19 protein-coding genes are annotated in these 16,062 nt (G+C 54.1%); 13 read left to right on the top strand and 6 right to left on the bottom strand.

Annotated features, from left to right (window positions below; genetic code table 11):
- Positions 1 to 24: 24 nt before the first annotated feature.
- Positions 25 to 507, top strand: coding sequence for a hypothetical protein (locus AC3WRD_RS25640; protein ID WP_102622339.1), 483 nt, complete (start codon positions 25 to 27; stop codon positions 505 to 507).
- A gap of 6 nt (positions 508 to 513) precedes the next feature.
- On the opposite strand, the gene AC3WRD_RS25635 is transcribed toward AC3WRD_RS25640, so the two are convergent.
- On the bottom strand, positions 514 to 1,368 hold the full coding sequence (locus AC3WRD_RS25635; RefSeq protein WP_102622338.1) for a LysR family transcriptional regulator: 855 nt from the start codon (positions 1,366 to 1,368) through the stop codon (positions 514 to 516).
- Positions 1,369 to 1,469: 101 nt separating this feature from the next.
- Here AC3WRD_RS25635 and AC3WRD_RS25630 point away from each other — a divergent pair, with 101 nt between their 5' ends.
- From AC3WRD_RS25630 to pseH, 7 genes are all read left to right on the top strand, one after another.
- Entirely contained in the window at positions 1,470 to 2,117 is a 648-nt protein-coding gene (locus tag AC3WRD_RS25630) for an FMN-dependent NADH-azoreductase (protein ID WP_102622337.1), read from the top strand.
- Between the two features lie 84 nt (positions 2,118 to 2,201).
- A complete protein-coding gene (locus AC3WRD_RS25625) occupies positions 2,202 to 3,911 on the top strand; it encodes a copper resistance system multicopper oxidase (RefSeq protein WP_102622336.1) in 1,710 nt (569 codons plus the stop codon).
- An 11-nt stretch (positions 3,912 to 3,922) separates the two neighbouring features.
- On the top strand, positions 3,923 to 4,780 hold the full coding sequence (locus AC3WRD_RS25620; protein WP_102622335.1) for a copper resistance protein B: 858 nt from the start codon (positions 3,923 to 3,925) through the stop codon (positions 4,778 to 4,780).
- Between the two features lie 54 nt (positions 4,781 to 4,834).
- The gene (gene copC, locus AC3WRD_RS25615) at positions 4,835 to 5,209 is read left to right on the top strand and encodes a copper homeostasis periplasmic binding protein CopC (protein ID WP_102622334.1); all 375 of its coding nucleotides are present in this window, start codon (positions 4,835 to 4,837) and stop codon (positions 5,207 to 5,209) included.
- Positions 5,210 to 5,212: 3 nt separating this feature from the next.
- Positions 5,213 to 6,076 carry a copper homeostasis membrane protein CopD gene (gene copD / locus AC3WRD_RS25610; protein WP_102622333.1) on the top strand — a complete coding sequence of 288 codons (864 nt, stop codon included), beginning with the start codon at positions 5,213 to 5,215 and terminating at the stop codon, positions 6,074 to 6,076.
- Positions 6,077 to 6,135: 59 nt separating this feature from the next.
- On the top strand, positions 6,136 to 6,921 hold the full coding sequence (locus AC3WRD_RS25605) for a transporter substrate-binding domain-containing protein (RefSeq protein WP_173861401.1): 786 nt from the start codon (positions 6,136 to 6,138) through the stop codon (positions 6,919 to 6,921).
- A 246-nt stretch (positions 6,922 to 7,167) separates the two neighbouring features.
- Positions 7,168 to 7,719: a UDP-4-amino-4,6-dideoxy-N-acetyl-beta-L-altrosamine N-acetyltransferase gene (gene pseH / locus AC3WRD_RS25600; protein ID WP_102622331.1), complete on the top strand. Its 552-nt coding sequence runs from the start codon at positions 7,168 to 7,170 to the stop codon at positions 7,717 to 7,719.
- A gap of 42 nt (positions 7,720 to 7,761) precedes the next feature.
- Here pseH and AC3WRD_RS25595 read toward each other — a convergent pair whose 3' ends face one another.
- On the bottom strand, positions 7,762 to 7,977 hold the full coding sequence (locus AC3WRD_RS25595) for a hypothetical protein (RefSeq protein ID WP_096822039.1): 216 nt from the start codon (positions 7,975 to 7,977) through the stop codon (positions 7,762 to 7,764).
- Between the two features lie 211 nt (positions 7,978 to 8,188).
- Positions 8,189 to 8,551: a DUF6124 family protein gene (locus AC3WRD_RS25590; protein WP_102622330.1), complete on the bottom strand. Its 363-nt coding sequence runs from the start codon at positions 8,549 to 8,551 to the stop codon at positions 8,189 to 8,191.
- Between the two features lie 465 nt (positions 8,552 to 9,016).
- Here AC3WRD_RS25590 and AC3WRD_RS25585 point away from each other — a divergent pair, with 465 nt between their 5' ends.
- The 5 genes from AC3WRD_RS25585 (at position 9,017) to AC3WRD_RS25565 (ending at position 13,128) form a co-directional block, all read left to right on the top strand.
- On the top strand, positions 9,017 to 9,562 hold the full coding sequence (locus AC3WRD_RS25585) for a PAAR domain-containing protein (RefSeq protein WP_102622329.1): 546 nt from the start codon (positions 9,017 to 9,019) through the stop codon (positions 9,560 to 9,562).
- 10 nt (positions 9,563 to 9,572) lie between these two features.
- A complete protein-coding gene (locus AC3WRD_RS25580; RefSeq protein ID WP_102622328.1) occupies positions 9,573 to 10,355 on the top strand; it encodes a hypothetical protein in 783 nt (260 codons plus the stop codon).
- Positions 10,340 to 10,708: a DUF7079 family protein gene (locus tag AC3WRD_RS25575; protein ID WP_173861411.1), complete on the top strand. Its 369-nt coding sequence runs from the start codon at positions 10,340 to 10,342 to the stop codon at positions 10,706 to 10,708. Before AC3WRD_RS25580 ends, AC3WRD_RS25575 begins: the two co-directional genes overlap by 16 nt.
- A 108-nt stretch (positions 10,709 to 10,816) precedes the next feature.
- Positions 10,817 to 11,536: a putative periplasmic lipoprotein gene (locus AC3WRD_RS25570; protein WP_102622327.1), complete on the top strand. Its 720-nt coding sequence runs from the start codon at positions 10,817 to 10,819 to the stop codon at positions 11,534 to 11,536.
- Positions 11,537 to 11,667: 131 nt separating this feature from the next.
- On the top strand, positions 11,668 to 13,128 hold the full coding sequence (locus AC3WRD_RS25565) for a DUF2971 domain-containing protein (protein WP_102622326.1): 1,461 nt from the start codon (positions 11,668 to 11,670) through the stop codon (positions 13,126 to 13,128).
- 565 nt (positions 13,129 to 13,693) lie between these two features.
- Here AC3WRD_RS25565 and AC3WRD_RS25560 read toward each other — a convergent pair.
- From AC3WRD_RS25560 to AC3WRD_RS25550, 3 genes are all read right to left on the bottom strand, one after another.
- Positions 13,694 to 14,188 carry a hypothetical protein gene (locus AC3WRD_RS25560; RefSeq protein WP_102622325.1) on the bottom strand — a complete coding sequence of 165 codons (495 nt, stop codon included), beginning with the start codon at positions 14,186 to 14,188 and terminating at the stop codon, positions 13,694 to 13,696.
- A gap of 1 nt (position 14,189) precedes the next feature.
- Positions 14,190 to 15,119, bottom strand: coding sequence for a hypothetical protein (locus AC3WRD_RS25555; protein WP_102622324.1), 930 nt, complete (start codon positions 15,117 to 15,119; stop codon positions 14,190 to 14,192).
- Between the two features lie 126 nt (positions 15,120 to 15,245).
- A complete protein-coding gene (locus AC3WRD_RS25550; RefSeq protein WP_102622323.1) occupies positions 15,246 to 15,905 on the bottom strand; it encodes a gluzincin family metallopeptidase in 660 nt (219 codons plus the stop codon).
- Positions 15,906 to 16,062 lie beyond the last annotated feature (157 nt).

Genomic DNA, 16,062 nt, shown 5'->3' with positions numbered 1-16,062 from the left:
GACACCAAAAACAGGGATCCCGAAATGAGTAAAGCAGACGAACTCGCCGCGAAGCTCAAGCAAACCCGGCACACCCACGCGGACGACATCACCTGCGCCGAACTGGAAATCGATTGCTGGCCGGCGGTGGTCTACGACCTGTATCACCGCATCGAGGGCTGGTTGCAACCGGTCACCGAGGTGGGACTGAAGATTCGGCGAAATCCTACCCATGTTTGCGAAAGTTCGCCGGAAGGCGAGACGCACGACTACGCCATCGACCAATTGATCATCGAGGCCAACCATCACAGCCTGACCTTTGATCCCATCGCGCGTTTCACCGAGGACGGTGCCGGTCGCGTGCAGATCGTCCTGCCGGGCAGGGACACTTCCCTGCTGCGGACCGTCGACGAACACGGCGAGAGTCATTGGTGGTTGCAGACGATCGAGACCGGGCAACAACTGGATGCGATTGCCCTGACGGAAAACAACCTGCTGCAGGTGGTTCAGGAAGGTCTCGGGTTGTAGGACGCTTCACTCCCGTCGCGCCGAGCAATAGTCGACGATCACCCGGGAAACCGCTTCGATCATCTGTGGATCGGCATGACTCGCCGTGAACAGGCGAAACTCCGCGTCCGGCAGCGTCGGCAAACCCAGCTCCACACCGAGCGCCGCCAGGCCCTGCCCCAACTGGCTGGCGGCCATCGGCGCCACCGCGAACCCGGCCAACGCCGCGGCACGCAAGCCAGCGGTGCTGGTGCAGAGCATCGCGGTGCGCTGGGCAATGCCGGCCTGGGCCAGGCGGGTCAACGCGGCTTCGCGATATGGACAGGGCTCGGGGAACAGCGCCAGCGGCAACGGCGTCGGCAATTGGGTGACCGGTTGCGCCGACCACGCCCACACCAGCGGTTCCTGCCACAGCAACAACCCCGGCTCTCGGGTCTCGCACAGCGACCCGATGACCAACTCCAGATTGCCCTGCTTCATCTGGTTCAACAACGTACCGGGAATGTTGACCTGCACATCGATCTCCATGCCCGGATGCTGCGCCGCGCAGTCCTGCAGTGCCCGCAACAACCTTGGCTCGACAAAATCCTCCGACACGCCAATCCGCACCCTTCCCTGAAACGGCGTGCGCGTGAGCTGTGCCCAGGCGTCACGATTCAGCGCCAGAATCGTGCGCGCATAGGCGATCAAGCGCTCGCCATCCGCCGTCAATTGCTGGGAGCGGGTCGTGCGTTTGAGCAACGGTTTGCCGATCTGCTCTTCCAGCCGTCTCAGATGACCGCTGACCGCCGATTGGGTCAGGTGCAGTTTTTCGGCGGCACGGCTGAAGCCGTCCTCGTCGACAACGGTGACAAAGGTCTTCAACAACAGGGCGTCGAACATAGTTGAATACGTGATCAATGGCCGATTTATTTACGATTTATAGTGAGAAGCCAGCTATGTTGCAATGCCTCGCCTTCCCTACCCGAATGTCGAGGCTCACCGTGACCACCCTCCTGCACATCGAATGCTCACCCCGCAAACAGCGCTCCGCGTCCATTGAAGTGGCGCACCGTTTCATTGAGCGCTATCTGCAAAATGATCCGCAGACCCAGGTTCGCACGCTCGATTTATGGAGCCTGCACCTGCCGGAGTTCGACGAGGACGCGATGAACGCCAAATACGCAGGCCTGAGTGGAACGCCGCTGACGCCGTCGCAACAATCGGCCTGGCAGACCCTCGAAGACCTCGCCGCCCACCTGCGCGGGGCCGATGTGCTGGTGTTCTCGGTGCCGCTGTGGAATTTCAGCATTCCCTACAAGCTCAAGCACTTCATCGACCTGGTGTCGCAGAAAGACATCCTCTTCAGCTTCGATCCGGAGCGCGGGTTGCGAGGTTTGCTGCAAGGCAAGAAAGCCGTCGTGGCCTATGCGCGGGGGATGGATTTTTCCGCGCAGTCGATCACGCCGGCCGAGCGTTTCGACTTTCAGAAACCGTACATGGAAGCGTGGCTGGAGTTCATCGGCGTCAGCGATGTGCATGCGCTGATCGTCGAGAAAACGATCTTCGGTGATGAGGTGGATCGCGATTCACGGTTCGCCGCATCGCAACAGGCACGAGACCTGGCGGACAACCTCGCCCGCCGAACCTGACACAACTGTAATCCGCGCCTCAGCCAACTGAAAGCCGGCGCTGGTTAGCCTCCCCGTCATTCGTCAAACGGGGACTTCCAGCGCATGCCTTCCACCACCTCAAGACGCACCTTTGTCAAAGGCCTGGCCGCCGGCGGTCTGCTCGGCGGCCTCGGTCTGTGGCGTACGCCGGTCTGGGCGTTGAACAGCCCCGGCCAGGTAAATGAGCTCAGCGGTACAGACTTCGAACTGTTCATCGGCGAAACCCCGGTCAACTTCACCGGCCAGCCGCGCACCGCGATGACCATCAACGGTGGCGTGCCCGGCCCGCTGCTGCGCTGGCGCGAAGGCGACACCGTGACCCTGCGGGTGCGCAACCGGCTCAAGGACACCACGTCGATCCACTGGCACGGGATTCTGCTGCCGGCCAACATGGACGGCGTGCCGGGCCTGAGTTTTCACGGCATCGAACCGGGTGGCGTGTACGTCTATCAATTCACGGTTCGCCAGCACGGCACCTACTGGTATCACAGCCATTCCGGGTTGCAGGAGCAGGCCGGCGTCTATGGGCCGCTGGTGATCGACGCCCGGGAGCCGGAGCCGTTCCACTACGATCGCGAGCATGTGGTGATGCTCAGCGACTGGACCGACGAAGACCCGGCCGGCCTGATGAAAACCCTGAAAAAGCAGTCCGACTACTACAACTTCCACAAGCGCACCGTCGGCGATTTCATCCATGACGTCGGCGAAAAAGGCTGGGGCGCCACCGTCGCTGATCGCACGATGTGGGCGCAGATGAAGATGAATCCCACCGACATCGCCGATGTCAGCGGCGCCACGTACACCTTCCTGATGAACGGCCACGCGCCCGACTCCAACTGGACGGGGCTGTTCCGCCCCGGTGAAAAGCTGCGTCTGCGGCTGATCAACGGTTCGGCCATGACTTACTTCGACGTGCGCATTCCCGGCTTGAAAATGACCGTGGTCGCCGCCGATGGCTTGCACGTCAAACCGGTGACCGTCGACGAGTTGCGCATCGCCGTGGCCGAAACCTATGACGTGATCGTCGAGCCCGCTGCCGACGCCTACACCCTGTTCGCCCAGGCCATGGACCGCACCGGCTACGCCCGTGGCACCCTCGCCGCCCGCGCCGGGTTGTCGACCCCGGTGCCGGCGCTGGACCCGCGCCCGCTGGTGACCATGGACGACATGGGCATGGGCATGGGCGGCATGGATCACGGCTCGATGGACATGAGCGGCATGGACCACGCCAGCATGAACATGGGCCCGATGCAGTCGCACCCCGACAGCGAAAAAGACAACCCATTGGTGGACATGCAAGCCATGACCACCGCCCCGAAACTCGACGACCCCGGCCTCGGCCTGCGCAACAACGGGCGCCGCGTACTGACCTACGCCGACCTGCGCAGCACCTTCGAAGACCCCGACGGCCGCGAACCTGCCCGCACGATCGAACTGCACCTCACCGGCCACATGGAGAAATTCGCCTGGTCGTTCAACGGCATCAAGTTCTCCGACGCCGAGCCCCTGCGTTTGAAGTACGGCGAGCGCATCCGCCTGGTGCTGGTCAACGACACGATGATGACCCACCCCATCCACCTGCACGGCATGTGGAGCGATCTGGAAGACGAAAACGGCGACTTCCAGGTGCGCAAACACACCATCGACATGCCCCCCGGCACGCGCCGCAGCTATCGCGTGACCGCCGATGCGCTGGGCCGCTGGGCCTTTCACTGTCATCTGCTTTATCACATGGAAATGGGTATGTTTCGTGAAGTGCGGGTGGAAGAATGAGGACGCCGACCATGACTCGATTTGCCGTGTTTTCGTTGTCACTCCTGTCGATGGCCTCGGCGTTTGCCGCCAGCGACATGCAGGGCATGGACCACAGCCAGATGGGCGATATGCAAAGCATGGACGACGGCATGATGCAGCCCGCCGCGCCAACTGAAAGCCGCACGCCGATCCCGACGCTGACCGACGCCGACCGCGCCGCCGTGTTCACCAGTCACGGTGGCCACCAGGTGCACGACAGCGCGATCAACACTTACTTCCTCGCCGACAAACTCGAATGGCAGAACGGCGACGACGCCAGCACCCTGGCCTGGGATTTGTCCGGCTGGATCGGCGGCGACATCGATCGCCTCTGGCTGCGCTCCGAGGGCGAACGCAGCAACGGCAAGACCGAAGACGCGGAGATCCAGGCGCTGTGGGGCCACGCGATTTCGCCGTGGTGGGACGTGGTCAGCGGCGTGCGCCAGGACTTCAAACCCGGCGCCCCGCAAACCTGGGCCGCGTTCGGTCTGCAAGGCATGGCGCTGTACAACTTCGAAGCCGAAGCCACGGCGTTCATCGGCGAAAACGGCCAGAGCGCCGTACGGCTGGAGGGCGACTACGACATCCTGCTGACCAATCGCCTGATCCTGCAGCCGACCGCCGAACTCAACGTCTATGGCAAAAACGACCCGCAACGCGGCCTCGGCTCCGGTCTCTCGAACACCGAAGCCGGGTTGCGCTTGCGCTATGAAATCCGCCGCGAATTCGCGCCATACATCGGCGTGACCTGGAACCGCACCTACGGCAACACCGCCGATTACGCACGGGAAGAAGGCGAGGATCGCAGCGAAGCGCGACTCGTCCTCGGCGTACGGCTGTGGTTCTGAATCCGTTTCATCCACCCCTGAAAACCACCGCCGAAGAGCGGTAAGAGGCCTCGCATGCGCATGATCAAAACAACCTTCATCCTCGCCACCGGATTGCTCTTGAGCTCCCTGGCTCAGGCCCACCCGAAACTGCTGTCGTCGACCCCGGCCGAAGGCGCGGACGGCGCACCACCGGAGAAAATCGAACTGCGCTTCTCGGAGAACCTGATGACCCAGTTCTCTGGCGCCAAACTGGTGATGACCGAAATGCCCGGCATGGCCCACTCGCCGATGCCGATGAAGGCCAAAGTCAGCGCCGGCAGCGATCCGAAAACCATGCTTGTCACCCCGCTCTCGCCTTTGCCGGCCGGCACCTACAAGGTCGAATGGCGCGCGGTGTCGTCGGACACTCACCCGATCACCGGCAACGTCACGTTCAAAGTGAAGTGACCGATGGCCGACCTGATCAACATCCTCCTGCGGATGGCGTTGTACGTGGATTTGCTGCTGTTGTTCGGGGTGGCGTTGTTTGGGTTTTACAACGTTGACGCGATGCTGCGGTGTCGGCCGATGCTGCGCGGGATGGCGTTGATCGGGGCATTGCTGTCGGTCGCCGGACTGGTGCTGATGACCCGCGCCATGAGCGGCGAAACGGAATTCGCGGCGCTGTGGCCGCATCTGCAAATGATGCTGTTTGAAACCGATGTCGGGCTGGCGTGGGCGGTGCGGATGATTGCGCTGATCGTCGTGATGATCTGGCCGGGTGTGTGGCTGGCGTCGATAGCCGGCGCCCTCGCCCTCGCCTCTCTGGCCTGGAGCGGGCACGGCGCGATGGATAACGCCTGGCATCTGCTCAGCGACATCCAGCACCTGCTCGCGGCGGGTGCATGGATGGGCGCCATGCTGGCGTTGATCTTGATGTCACGGCTCGACGCTCTGTTCAGCGAAGCGCGAATTCGTTCGCTGGCCGATGCCGTCAAACGTTTCGAAGGCGTGGGCGCGGCGATTGTGCTCATCCTTTCCGTGAGCGGCGTACTGAATTACCTGTTCATCGTCGGCCCGACACTGGACGATGTCTTGCTCCGCACCTACGGGATGCTGCTGGCGATCAAGGTTGTGCTGTTTGCCGGCATGCTGGTTTTAGCGGCGCTGAACCGCTTTCACCTCGGCCCGTTGCTGGAGCAATCGCTGCGCGCGGGGCAGCATCAGGTGGCGGCCAATGCTCTACGCCGCAGCGTGTTATTTGAGCTGGTTATTGCGCTGTTGATTGTAGGGTTGGTGGCATGGCTGGGAACGCTCGGGCCGGACGCGGGATGACACCCGGCAAACCCTTTCACTACACTGGCCCGCACTCCCACTGCACAAGCCCGATCTCCATGACAATTCGAAAAAACACGACGATCCTCTGCGGTTTGCTGGCGCTGGCCAGCACCGCCCATGCGCAAGAGCCAGTCTCACACCTGGACACCATCCAGCAACAAGGCCAGTTGCGCGTCTGCACCACCGGCGACTACAAACCCTACACCTTCAAGCGCGCAGACGGCGGTTTCGAAGGCATCGACATCGCCATGGCGCAATCCTTGGCCGACAGTCTCGGCGTGAAGATCGAATGGGTGCAGACCACGTGGAAAACCCTGATGCCGGACATGCAGGCCGGCAAGTGCGACATCGGCATGGGCGGCATTTCGGTAACGCTGGAGCGGCAGAAAAAGGCCTACTTCAGCAACACCCTCGACGTCGACGGCAAGATCCCGCTGGTGCGTTGCGCCGACCAGTCCAAGTACCAGACCATCGACCAGATCAACCAGCCGAACGTGCGCCTGGTCGAACCCGCTGGCGGCACCAACGAAGCCTTCGTCCACGCCTTCCTGCCCAAGGCCCAACTGGCCTTGCACGACAACGTGACGATCTTCGAACAACTGCTCGACAACAAGGCTGACGTGATGATCACCGACGCCTCCGAAGCGCGGTATCAACAGAAACAGAAACCCGGTCTCTGCGCGGTCAACCCGGAGCAGTTCATGCAGTACGGGGAAAAGGCCTATTTGCTGCCACGTGATGACATGAGCTGGAAGCTGTATGTCGATCAGTGGCTGCACCTGAGCAAGGTGACCGGGAAGTATCAGAAGGTTATTGGCGAATGGCTGGCAGGGCCGCAGTGAGTCTTTCAGGACGAAATACGTAAAACGAAAAAAGGGCGCCTCCATAGGCGCCCTTTTTTATGAGCAAAACACTGACGCCGTTCAATAACGCCTTGAAACATTTGGTGTTTATTTCGCGATTGCTCTGGAAAAAACGATACCCCCAAATCCCACCCCTCCCGCGCGCCTGCCCGGGAACACAACCTGAAACATCAACGATCGACCCCGCGGGTTCAGCTCAGGCGCCCGCGAGACAAGGAAAGCACCATGCAGTTCGTCCCCCTCACCGAGGCCAACCCCGCCATCCAGGCCCACGTGCGCACCCTTCGAAACCAGGAAGACGTGCGCAAATACATGTACACCTCCCACGAAATCAGCGACCAGGAACATGCAAACTGGCTGACGTCCCTCAAAGGCAATTCGCGCCAGCAAGTGTTTGTCGTGCTCAAGGATGAGCGCGCGGTTGGCGTTGTTTCACTCAATGCAATCAACACCGTACAGAAGACGGCTGATTGGGCGTTTTACCTCGACGTTCAACTACAAGGCAAAGGCCTGGGCAGCGTGGTCGAGTTCTGGATGCTGGATTACGCATTTGCCGAAGCGGGGCTGGAAAAGCTCAATTGCGAAGTGCTGGCGAGCAATCCGGCGGTGGTGAAAATGCATCAGAAGTTCGGATTTGAGCTGGAGGGCGTCAGACGGCAGAACATCCTCAAGGATGGTGAGCGGATTGACGTGGTGCTGCTGGGGATTACCAAAGATGAGTGGCTTTCCAAACGACCGGCATTGCAGCGGGTTGTCGAGCGCATCGGCGCGATCTAGGCCATACGAAAAAGGGCGCCCGCGATGGGCGCCCTTTTCTATTCAATCGTCATGCAACATGCCGGAGCTGTACTGGTTGAGACTGGCACCAATACCGGTGCCGCCGAACTTCAGCGTATTGGCGCTGGCGCGCCCTTCCGGCGATTGGCAATCCGAAGAAAAACAACTGGTGGTGGTCAACCCACCGGAGCCCGAACAGGCACTCAATACCGAGACAGCTGCAGCGATCAACAGCACTTTGACGACATTGGCACGCATGGTGGGGCTCCCCTGGGATCAAACGCGAAATAGCACGACCTTATGCCTGCATCGTAGGCGCTTGCGTGGGGTGGGAAGATGAAACTTTCGTGTTTGACAGCTTGGGTTCAGGCGGGCCGTCCGTGGGATGACCAGACCGGCCCCTTACCCGGGAGCTCTGACTGCCCTTCCGTGACAACAACCAACGTTTTCGCCACGGAAGGGCTGTCGATTACGTCTTGATTTCGACGTTATCCAACGCCTGATTCACAGCCAGCCCCGCGACCATCACCACTTGCGCGATACCCAGCGCGGTTTTGCGGTGGCCGGGTTCCAGGATGGCGGCAAAGTTGTTGAGCATTTCGGCGATGGAGCTGAGGGACTCGCTGGCGTTGGCCAATAGCGATTCACTGTCGTAAGCCGAGTTGGCCAGGAACATGGGGTCGTGCTTGTGGTGACTGCCCATGATGCGTTGTTGCGGGGTGAGGTAATGGTCGAGGGCGCGTTCGGCGGCTTCGTTGAGGGTTCTGGAATCTGGGAATTGATAAGGTGAAACCGGATCGGTTTCTGGTGGGTTGGGTGTTGGTTTGATCATGGATAAATCCTCTAGCGCGATTACCAAAAGGAGCCATCACCCTTCGCTACCAAACGTTGGGTGGCGGCCATACGCGGGTTGGTAGACCGGTCGCACTAGAACCCGGCGCCCACGAATGGGCCCCACGCATGACCACCATGAAATCCGAGCCCCGAAAAAGGGCTGAACACGGTGACGCCATGAATCTAGACACGAAGCGGGCTACCAAACCCGGCCACTGGTTTTCAGTGACCCGAGAACGATAAAAGCCACGGCCTAGACGCACAAGCCGGCGGATTCTGTCTTAGGTGTAGGGGGTGGCGCAAGGTTGTGTAGGGCCAAAGTCGTGTCAGAGAGCTTCGTTTAAACACACGCAGATTTTGCTGTTTAGATTGATGACCGACCCTGAGCACGTCGCCGTCAGACACCCACAAAAGCAAGTCTGATACAGTCGGTCCCAGCTAATCCGATGACAGGGAGTCACACATGGCAAAGCCCGCCGCACGCCTCACCGATCCCACCAGTTGCCCCATGCCCGGACACGGCCCCAAAGCCATTGCCTCCGGATCCCCCGACGTGTTCTTCGACGGACTTGCCGCCGCCCGAATGGGCGACACCTGCACCTGCGGCAGCGCACTGGCCTCCGCCGTATCCGGCACCGTATTCATCAACGGCAAAAATGCCGCGTTGGTCGGCACCGTGGGTTCACATGGAGATGTTGTGATCGGTGGATCGGGAACGGTGATTATCGGCGACTCACATACACCTGCGCCGTTTACGCCGCCTACCCCGATGACCATTCATCCAGGATGGATCAGCTTCACCATTCCCGGTTCTGAGTCTTATCTGGGCATGAACTGCATTGCACATTTCGAAGATGGTTCTACCCAATCCGGAAGTTTTGATATCACCAACACTGTGAAATTTTCCAACATCCGTGGAAAGGTCTGCCAAAAACTAGAGTTCGGCCCTCAAGAAGAATCAACGGCCGGCTCAATCTTCGATACGTTATTCAATGCATCATTGAAATAAGGATTGTTTCATGACTGAACCATTGCTCGTAACAGGAAGCTACGTTGTTCAGAAAGCACACGAACTCGAAAACTCGCCTTTGGATATGGCGATTGCAGGTATGGAAGGGGCCGCCACAAGATTTTCTTTAGATGCCATATCGGATGCAAAAGTACGCAGCAACTACATGAGCAACATCAAGCGCATGTCATTGGAAACAAAAGCCGAAGTCGCCGCAGGAAGGCTCAGCGCCCAAGAAGGAGCAGCGTTTTGCCAAGAAATGCGAAACAGGATCTTGGTTGAGCATCGAAAATTCACCTCCGCACAAGGTGTGGCTTTCGCTGAGCGCAAGAAACGACTGCCTCCGACATTACAAGACACACTGGACAAATACGCATTAAAAACGGCAAACGTCGAATACAGCAAACTGACCCCTGAACAAAAGAGCAAAGTCTATTACGAGATTCTGGATTCAGCAGGCCGTGATAACGCCCCGGTAAGCAAGGGAACTCAAAAATTAAGAATAATGGGAAAGGTCGGCCTGTTGGTAACTGCGACTTTCGCCGTATATGAAATCATGAACGCAGACAACAAAGTGAAGGAAACGGCCCGACAAGGCATTATTATCGGTGGCGGCGCCGCTGGCGGGGGATTGGCTGGCTTGGGCGTCTCTGCATTTTGCGGCCCTGGCGCCCTAGCTTGCGCTGTGGCAATCGTTCTGGCGGGAAGTATTGTGGGAGGAATTGCTGGCAGCGCAGTAGCCGACACCTTTGATGAAGAACTGGAGGAATTTTCCAAATGGGAAGTTCTGTGACAAAGCAGCAAAGAGCGGATGTGCGCTGGGCATTGTCCGATGCTTTTGTTGATAACGAGGTCGACTATGCTGCGATTGCACGAAGGACAAGAGAACTCGATCGAGATGAAGTGAAGCGCATACTCTTTGAGGAGGTGGCACCTGTTTGCCACTCAAACCTTGAAAGCACACTTCCAACCATATGGCTTTGTTTCAACAGGCAGGAATTGGAAGATGACATTGAAAAAATGCTGGGAGCAAAAGAGAACAGCTGGTTCAAAAGAAAAGCCAACGCCTTATTGGTGGAATGGCTGAAGAGCAGATACAAATACATCTGGACAGAAATAGAAAAACAGTATCAAAACATAAGCTAATAACAAAGCGTCGCGACTGCACCGATTGCATCACCCTTTTTTTCTTGAGCTATACTCGTAAGCGAACACACAACCAAGTAAAAACATAATTATCTTAAGGACTGATACATGAAGGGAAAAATCATCGCAACTTTTCTTGCATGCTTGCTACTCGCCGGTTGTTCTGACCCAAAGCAAACCAAACTGCCTGCAGATATCAGTAAATGGTCAGAGGACAAAGGGCTAATGGAAGCTGTCGGCAAACTCGATGAAAACGATAGAAAACTGTTTGGTGGCTATGCTGCCCGGCAAGTGGTGGCCAGCACATTTGGCGGTAGCAAAGTTGTTGCAGACTCAACACTGGGTGATGCTCTGAAAACACAACAGGCCTGGATCGAAGCCAAAGCTGCCGAAGTGGAAAAACAAAAAGCCTTGGCCGAGCAAGTAAAACAGCAACAGCTTGTGGCACTGAAAGAAATGAACGGAACGCTTACAGCGTCTCTTCTTAAACTTAAACTGAATCCCGCCGACTATAAAAACAAGCAATACAGTGAATATTTTTCAATTGAAATTGCTCTACACAACAATACAACTGAGGCCCTATCTGGCGTAAAGGGAACAGTCGTACTGAGCGACATGTTCGGCGACCCTATAAAAAGAATTGGCCTCACCAACGACATCCAAATCGACCCAGGTCAAACGTACATCTATAGCGGGACAATGGATTACAACCAATTTCAGGCTGCCGATAAGAAGCTGGCTGCTTCCGATACAAAAAAAATGAAATTTGAATGGGTACCAGACACTTACATTTTCATCAATGGCAAAAAACAAACAATGCCAAACTGAAGCTGAGAGAATGAGAGCAGGGACGAATTGAATACAGGAGGTCGAAAACAAATAAATTTGTCCCCTTTCTTCCTCTTTTTTCCTTATTCACACAGTGCGTTATTAGTTAAACAGTCGTCGAGGAAAATGGATTGGATACAATATATCGCTTTCGTCCCGTGTCAAGACTTCTTAACGAAGATGGGCAATCGGGGGAACTGGATAGCCAATATATTTATTTTGCTGACCCCGTTCAGCTCAATGATCCGCTAGAAGGTTACAAGGATCTTATTTTCTCCGGAGATAGAGTCGTATGGGGCTCCCTTATTAGACACTACGTTAGTTGCTTAGTTGATAATTGCCTGCGGCATTCTGCTAGCCCTATTGAAGAGCAACTAGATAACTCCATAGAGATTTTTACCAGCCAGCGAGACCTTTCCTCCAAAGCTAACGAAATAAATAGAAAAGTCTATGAGCGCCTAGTATCGGAGCCGGCCATCTCCAAATATATAGACTTCTTTAGTTCGGACAGAGACATTCACCAGCATGAACTTGTGAGCCACTTGAATCTCATCCATTCATCTGCTCTCGCAACAGTATTTGAGATCTTCCATGAGTTGAAGCTCTTCGATGGCAATCCTGCTCCTCTTATTAAAGAACGCCAAGATCATCTTGGTTACATAGAAAGCATGTTAGAGAAGATTCCAACCTTGGGCGCACAAGACGAGATCTTAAGCGCTCTATTTAAAGCCATCCGGGAAATCTCAAATGAAATCCAAATATTAAGAAAATGTAATGCAAGCAAATCTTCGGAAAATCCCGCATGGACATTTATAAGATATGAGTATCCCGAAGCTTTCTGTAAAGAGCTTGAGAAACTGGTTTACCCTAACTGGTATACAGCTTGTTTCATGGAGGGGTGTGCTGACTCATCGATATGGGGCACTTATGGTGGAAACCATCAAGACGTTTGCTTGAAATTCAAAGTTGACAATAACGATGAAAATCCTTCTATAAAGCTGAATACACCAGTAGGTTACGGCGCAAACGGAGTGGAAATGAGCTTTATAAAGCACAAACTCCATAAGGTTTCTTACGACAAAAATTTCGTGCGTGTTGACTTTTTTAGGTCGCTTGGAAGACTTACCGCTCCCCAGCTTAACGACTGGTATTACTCTACGACAGGGGAGACCAGTATTTGCGCGGAAAACGTTTTAGAAGATGAAGAGAAGTGGCGTAAAGATTACTGGGAAAACTTCTATCACTCTGTAACGGTTAAACTAAAAGCTTGGGATAGGGAGCAAGAATGGCGAATAGTAATGGCGCCGAACGCAACAGATCTTTCAAACATGGAACGCCGAAAATTCAAATACGAATTCAATTGTCTTGAAGGCATAATATTCGGAATAAAAACAACACTGAACGACAAGACAAAAATAATTCTGAGAGTTCATGAACTATGTAAAGAGCTCGACAGATCAGAATTCAACTTTTACCAAGCAAGATACGACGAAACGTCCAAAGCAATTACCTACGACCAACTAAACCTAATAAAAGTTGGCATCAAGCGGGAAGCAGACACATCCAAATCCTTGTCAATAAAATCAGAGTAATGTTATCGACTTCAGCCTCGCCGCTAGTATAGAGGCTGAAGATTCCGTTGCGGTGAATGCTTCAGCGTTAGTAGTGGACAGAGTTGGACTATGAATATGTCTGGCCAGTTGGCCAATCATCTGCTCCACCAGATCTAGCAGATCGCATACCACCTGCAGCACGTTGACCCTCCAGGTCTTGGATGCCAGCATACGCTGACTGACTCTCGCCACACTTTGGCGTAAACCTTTAATGCGTTCCTGCATGTCACCACCCACCGTTGTCTTGCGTAATAATGGGGACAAATTTATTTATCGCCCAAAATGGTGAATAAATCACAATAAAAATAAACCCGTACCCTTTCTAGATAAAAATTCATAGATCGAAATAAAGACCCAGATCGATTCACCGCCTAGAAATCATAAAGATCGCCCCTCCTTCCTCCCTGGTCCGACATTCAAAAAGCGCTTGAAATATAATTTAATGGTTTCACCGACCAAATGAATTAAAAGAGCGATACAACATCAACACGAGCAAAGCAGAATACAAGTCTAGCTTTTCATGAGACCGAAAAATCGCATAAAACTACTCACCACTCATAGAAACTTCCGCCCGCAACTTATTTGCCGTCACAAAACCCGCCAACTGTACGCACATCACCACAAGAACGCTAATAAGACAGGCGCCACGAACCGACAATGCTGCCCACATCAAATAGTTCAAAGGCTCTACGCTCTGCATAAAAGGCATTTCACTTACTGCACCAACTACAAAAGCAACCATCAAAAAAACAACAACCAAAACAACATTGATGATAACTTCGTGTTTTAAATCTGTTAACGCTTCAACAACCATTATAAAAGCCTTTGGTTTTTGCTGTTTCAGCTTTTTAGGTATATCCTTTAAAACGCCTTCGACATAGTTAAAAAATGCCAACGAAAGAGCTCCAAATAGCGCACCCAAAACGAATAGCACTGGATTTACATTGCTAAATAATGGGCTCGCCTCCCCCTTCGTCCCCCACAACGACAGGTAACAGAGACTGAACGATGTAATAAAAACGAACAGTAGGCGAACCATGTTAACGCCTCAACAAATCACCTATAGCAGAATACACGTCAGCCACCATTCGAGCATCGTGAACAGAGCGACCCGGCGCAGGCTGTCCAGTCTCAAGTTCTAGTTGACCCTCTTGCATTACCACATCATCAGAAGGAACATTCAGATCAATTTTCACAATGGCAGATGTGCTCCTATGGATTTTCCTGCCATTATGATCACCCTCAGTTGTGACACTCCATTTACCTTCCCCCTCCTCAATATAGTCTATGTAGTCCTCTACAGGGGAAGCCGGAACCTTGAGATCTCCAAACTCGTTGCTCAGCGAAATCTTTACCTCATCCTGACCAAAAAGTTCCTTCATCGCTTTGAGTGCATCACGGGCTTTTATATTAGTCTCTAATATATTTGGAGAAATTAGCTCAAGCTCAATCTCGAAAATCTTCCTATGAGACCCAATCACGTTCCAAAATTCACCCCGAACGGTTTTAGGCTCAATAAATATTGAGTAATTAAATTCATTCAAAACTGGGTCTTTAAGCCCCGCTTGAATGGCGTTTGCAATTTGCTCATCCGTACCAAATCGCCAATCATGCTGAACAAAAATATACTGATCCACAGTATCAACCACGGTAATAACTGGAACCCAATCATCAGCGTCGTGCGCAACTATATCACCAGGAACCTTATCACCAACCTTAGTTAACTTATGTTTTGCCGTTTTTCCTACTAGAAATCTGTTTTTAGGAAACTCGCTAGCAATGGGCTCAGCATATGCAAATCCCACAAAACTATAACGAACTTTGTTTTTTACGAACTCACGACCATCGTCCTGTAGGGCTGCCACCACAACAGATCCCTTGGGTTTAGGTAAGGGCGATGGTACAAGAGCACCCTGCTTATTTTCGATAAGCGAGTATCTCAACACCAAAAATGGCTTAATACCTTTCACAACACGATCCTCCATGACGTTTAAACTTCGAAAAATTAGGCGGATTTATTTACCTTTTACCCTCACAAATAGATCAATCCGCTCTTTCTTATCACTCAGCATGCTACGAAACAATCAACCAACTTATTAGAACGACTCAACAGGTTTCTTAGCCTCAGCCAAAATCTTATTCGCCTCTAACCGCGGAAACGTAAACCGAATAATCATCCCCGAATCAGCACCCTGCCCCGCCATCACCAACTCAGCGGACCGAATGTTCTCCGGCGCAGCAGCCAACGCACTCACAGCATTGGTTTGCCCTTTAGCATTCAGCCCTTCGAGAAACGTGTAAGTCAGATTCCCAGACGCCAGACCAACCTGTTCAAAATTGGAAATCTTCGTCGTCAGCTCTTCAGTGCTTCTCGACTTTCTCGCGGTATCGAACATATCCAGGATGGACTTTTCATCGCTCATGGAAACCAGCGTGAATGATTTGGAAAGCCCCGCGATGGCTTTGACGTACAGGTTCTGATCAAACGGGCTGATGAGTGAAACCATCATCAGCTTGTCACCGGAAAAGATCAGCGCGACGGTGAATTTCTCTTCCAGGAAATCCACACCGTCGATACACCTTGCGGTTCCGCCGACATCTTCGGAGCAGTCGTAGTAACCGGCAGCTTCGGTGAAATTTGCGAGTGGGGTTTGGTAGACGTAGTTCTTGAACAGCTTTTCTTCGGCGAAAGCCCCTTGGGCGGAGGCAAGCAGGGCGCCGGCGACGAGAATGGATGACGCGATTTTCTTCAGCATGGGATCCCTTCCTCACTCTTATTGATAGCCCGATGCTATCAGCCCATTTCGTGGCTGTCTCGCCTAATCCCACACTTGATGAGGTTGTATTTCCGCCGGATATCACTGAGCCCAAGCGGTCATTCCTGATAAACTCCCCCACCTCCCAGCCACACCG

Source organism: Pseudomonas sp. FW215-R2, from assembly GCF_058789255.1.
The sequence above is the reverse complement of the archived record's forward strand: the minus strand, read 5'-3'. Positions and strand labels throughout refer to the sequence as shown.

Excerpts from the sequence above, each read along its gene's own strand:
- AC3WRD_RS25590 (WP_102622330.1), bottom strand. The coding sequence starts at position 8,551 with ATGATCAAACCAACACCCAACCCACCAGAAACCGATCCGGTTTCACCT.
- AC3WRD_RS25595 (WP_096822039.1), bottom strand. The coding sequence starts at position 7,977 with ATGCGTGCCAATGTCGTCAAAGTGCTGTTGATCGCTGCAGCTGTCTCG.
- pseH (WP_102622331.1), top strand. The coding sequence starts at position 7,168 with ATGCAGTTCGTCCCCCTCACCGAGGCCAACCCCGCCATCCAGGCCCAC.
- AC3WRD_RS25605 (WP_173861401.1), top strand. The coding sequence starts at position 6,136 with ATGACAATTCGAAAAAACACGACGATCCTCTGCGGTTTGCTGGCGCTG.
- copD (WP_102622333.1), top strand. The coding sequence starts at position 5,213 with ATGGCCGACCTGATCAACATCCTCCTGCGGATGGCGTTGTACGTGGAT.
- copC (WP_102622334.1), top strand. The coding sequence starts at position 4,835 with ATGCGCATGATCAAAACAACCTTCATCCTCGCCACCGGATTGCTCTTG.
- AC3WRD_RS25560 (WP_102622325.1), bottom strand. The coding sequence starts at position 14,188 with ATGGTTCGCCTACTGTTCGTTTTTATTACATCGTTCAGTCTCTGTTAC.
- AC3WRD_RS25570 (WP_102622327.1), top strand. The coding sequence starts at position 10,817 with ATGAAGGGAAAAATCATCGCAACTTTTCTTGCATGCTTGCTACTCGCC.
- AC3WRD_RS25625 (WP_102622336.1), top strand. The coding sequence starts at position 2,202 with ATGCCTTCCACCACCTCAAGACGCACCTTTGTCAAAGGCCTGGCCGCC.
- AC3WRD_RS25620 (WP_102622335.1), top strand. The coding sequence starts at position 3,923 with ATGACTCGATTTGCCGTGTTTTCGTTGTCACTCCTGTCGATGGCCTCG.
- AC3WRD_RS25585 (WP_102622329.1), top strand. The coding sequence starts at position 9,017 with ATGGCAAAGCCCGCCGCACGCCTCACCGATCCCACCAGTTGCCCCATG.
- AC3WRD_RS25635 (WP_102622338.1), bottom strand. The coding sequence starts at position 1,368 with ATGTTCGACGCCCTGTTGTTGAAGACCTTTGTCACCGTTGTCGACGAG.
- AC3WRD_RS25550 (WP_102622323.1), bottom strand. The coding sequence starts at position 15,905 with ATGCTGAAGAAAATCGCGTCATCCATTCTCGTCGCCGGCGCCCTGCTT.
- AC3WRD_RS25640 (WP_102622339.1), top strand. The coding sequence starts at position 25 with ATGAGTAAAGCAGACGAACTCGCCGCGAAGCTCAAGCAAACCCGGCAC.
- AC3WRD_RS25580 (WP_102622328.1), top strand. The coding sequence starts at position 9,573 with ATGACTGAACCATTGCTCGTAACAGGAAGCTACGTTGTTCAGAAAGCA.
- AC3WRD_RS25575 (WP_173861411.1), top strand. The coding sequence starts at position 10,340 with ATGGGAAGTTCTGTGACAAAGCAGCAAAGAGCGGATGTGCGCTGGGCA.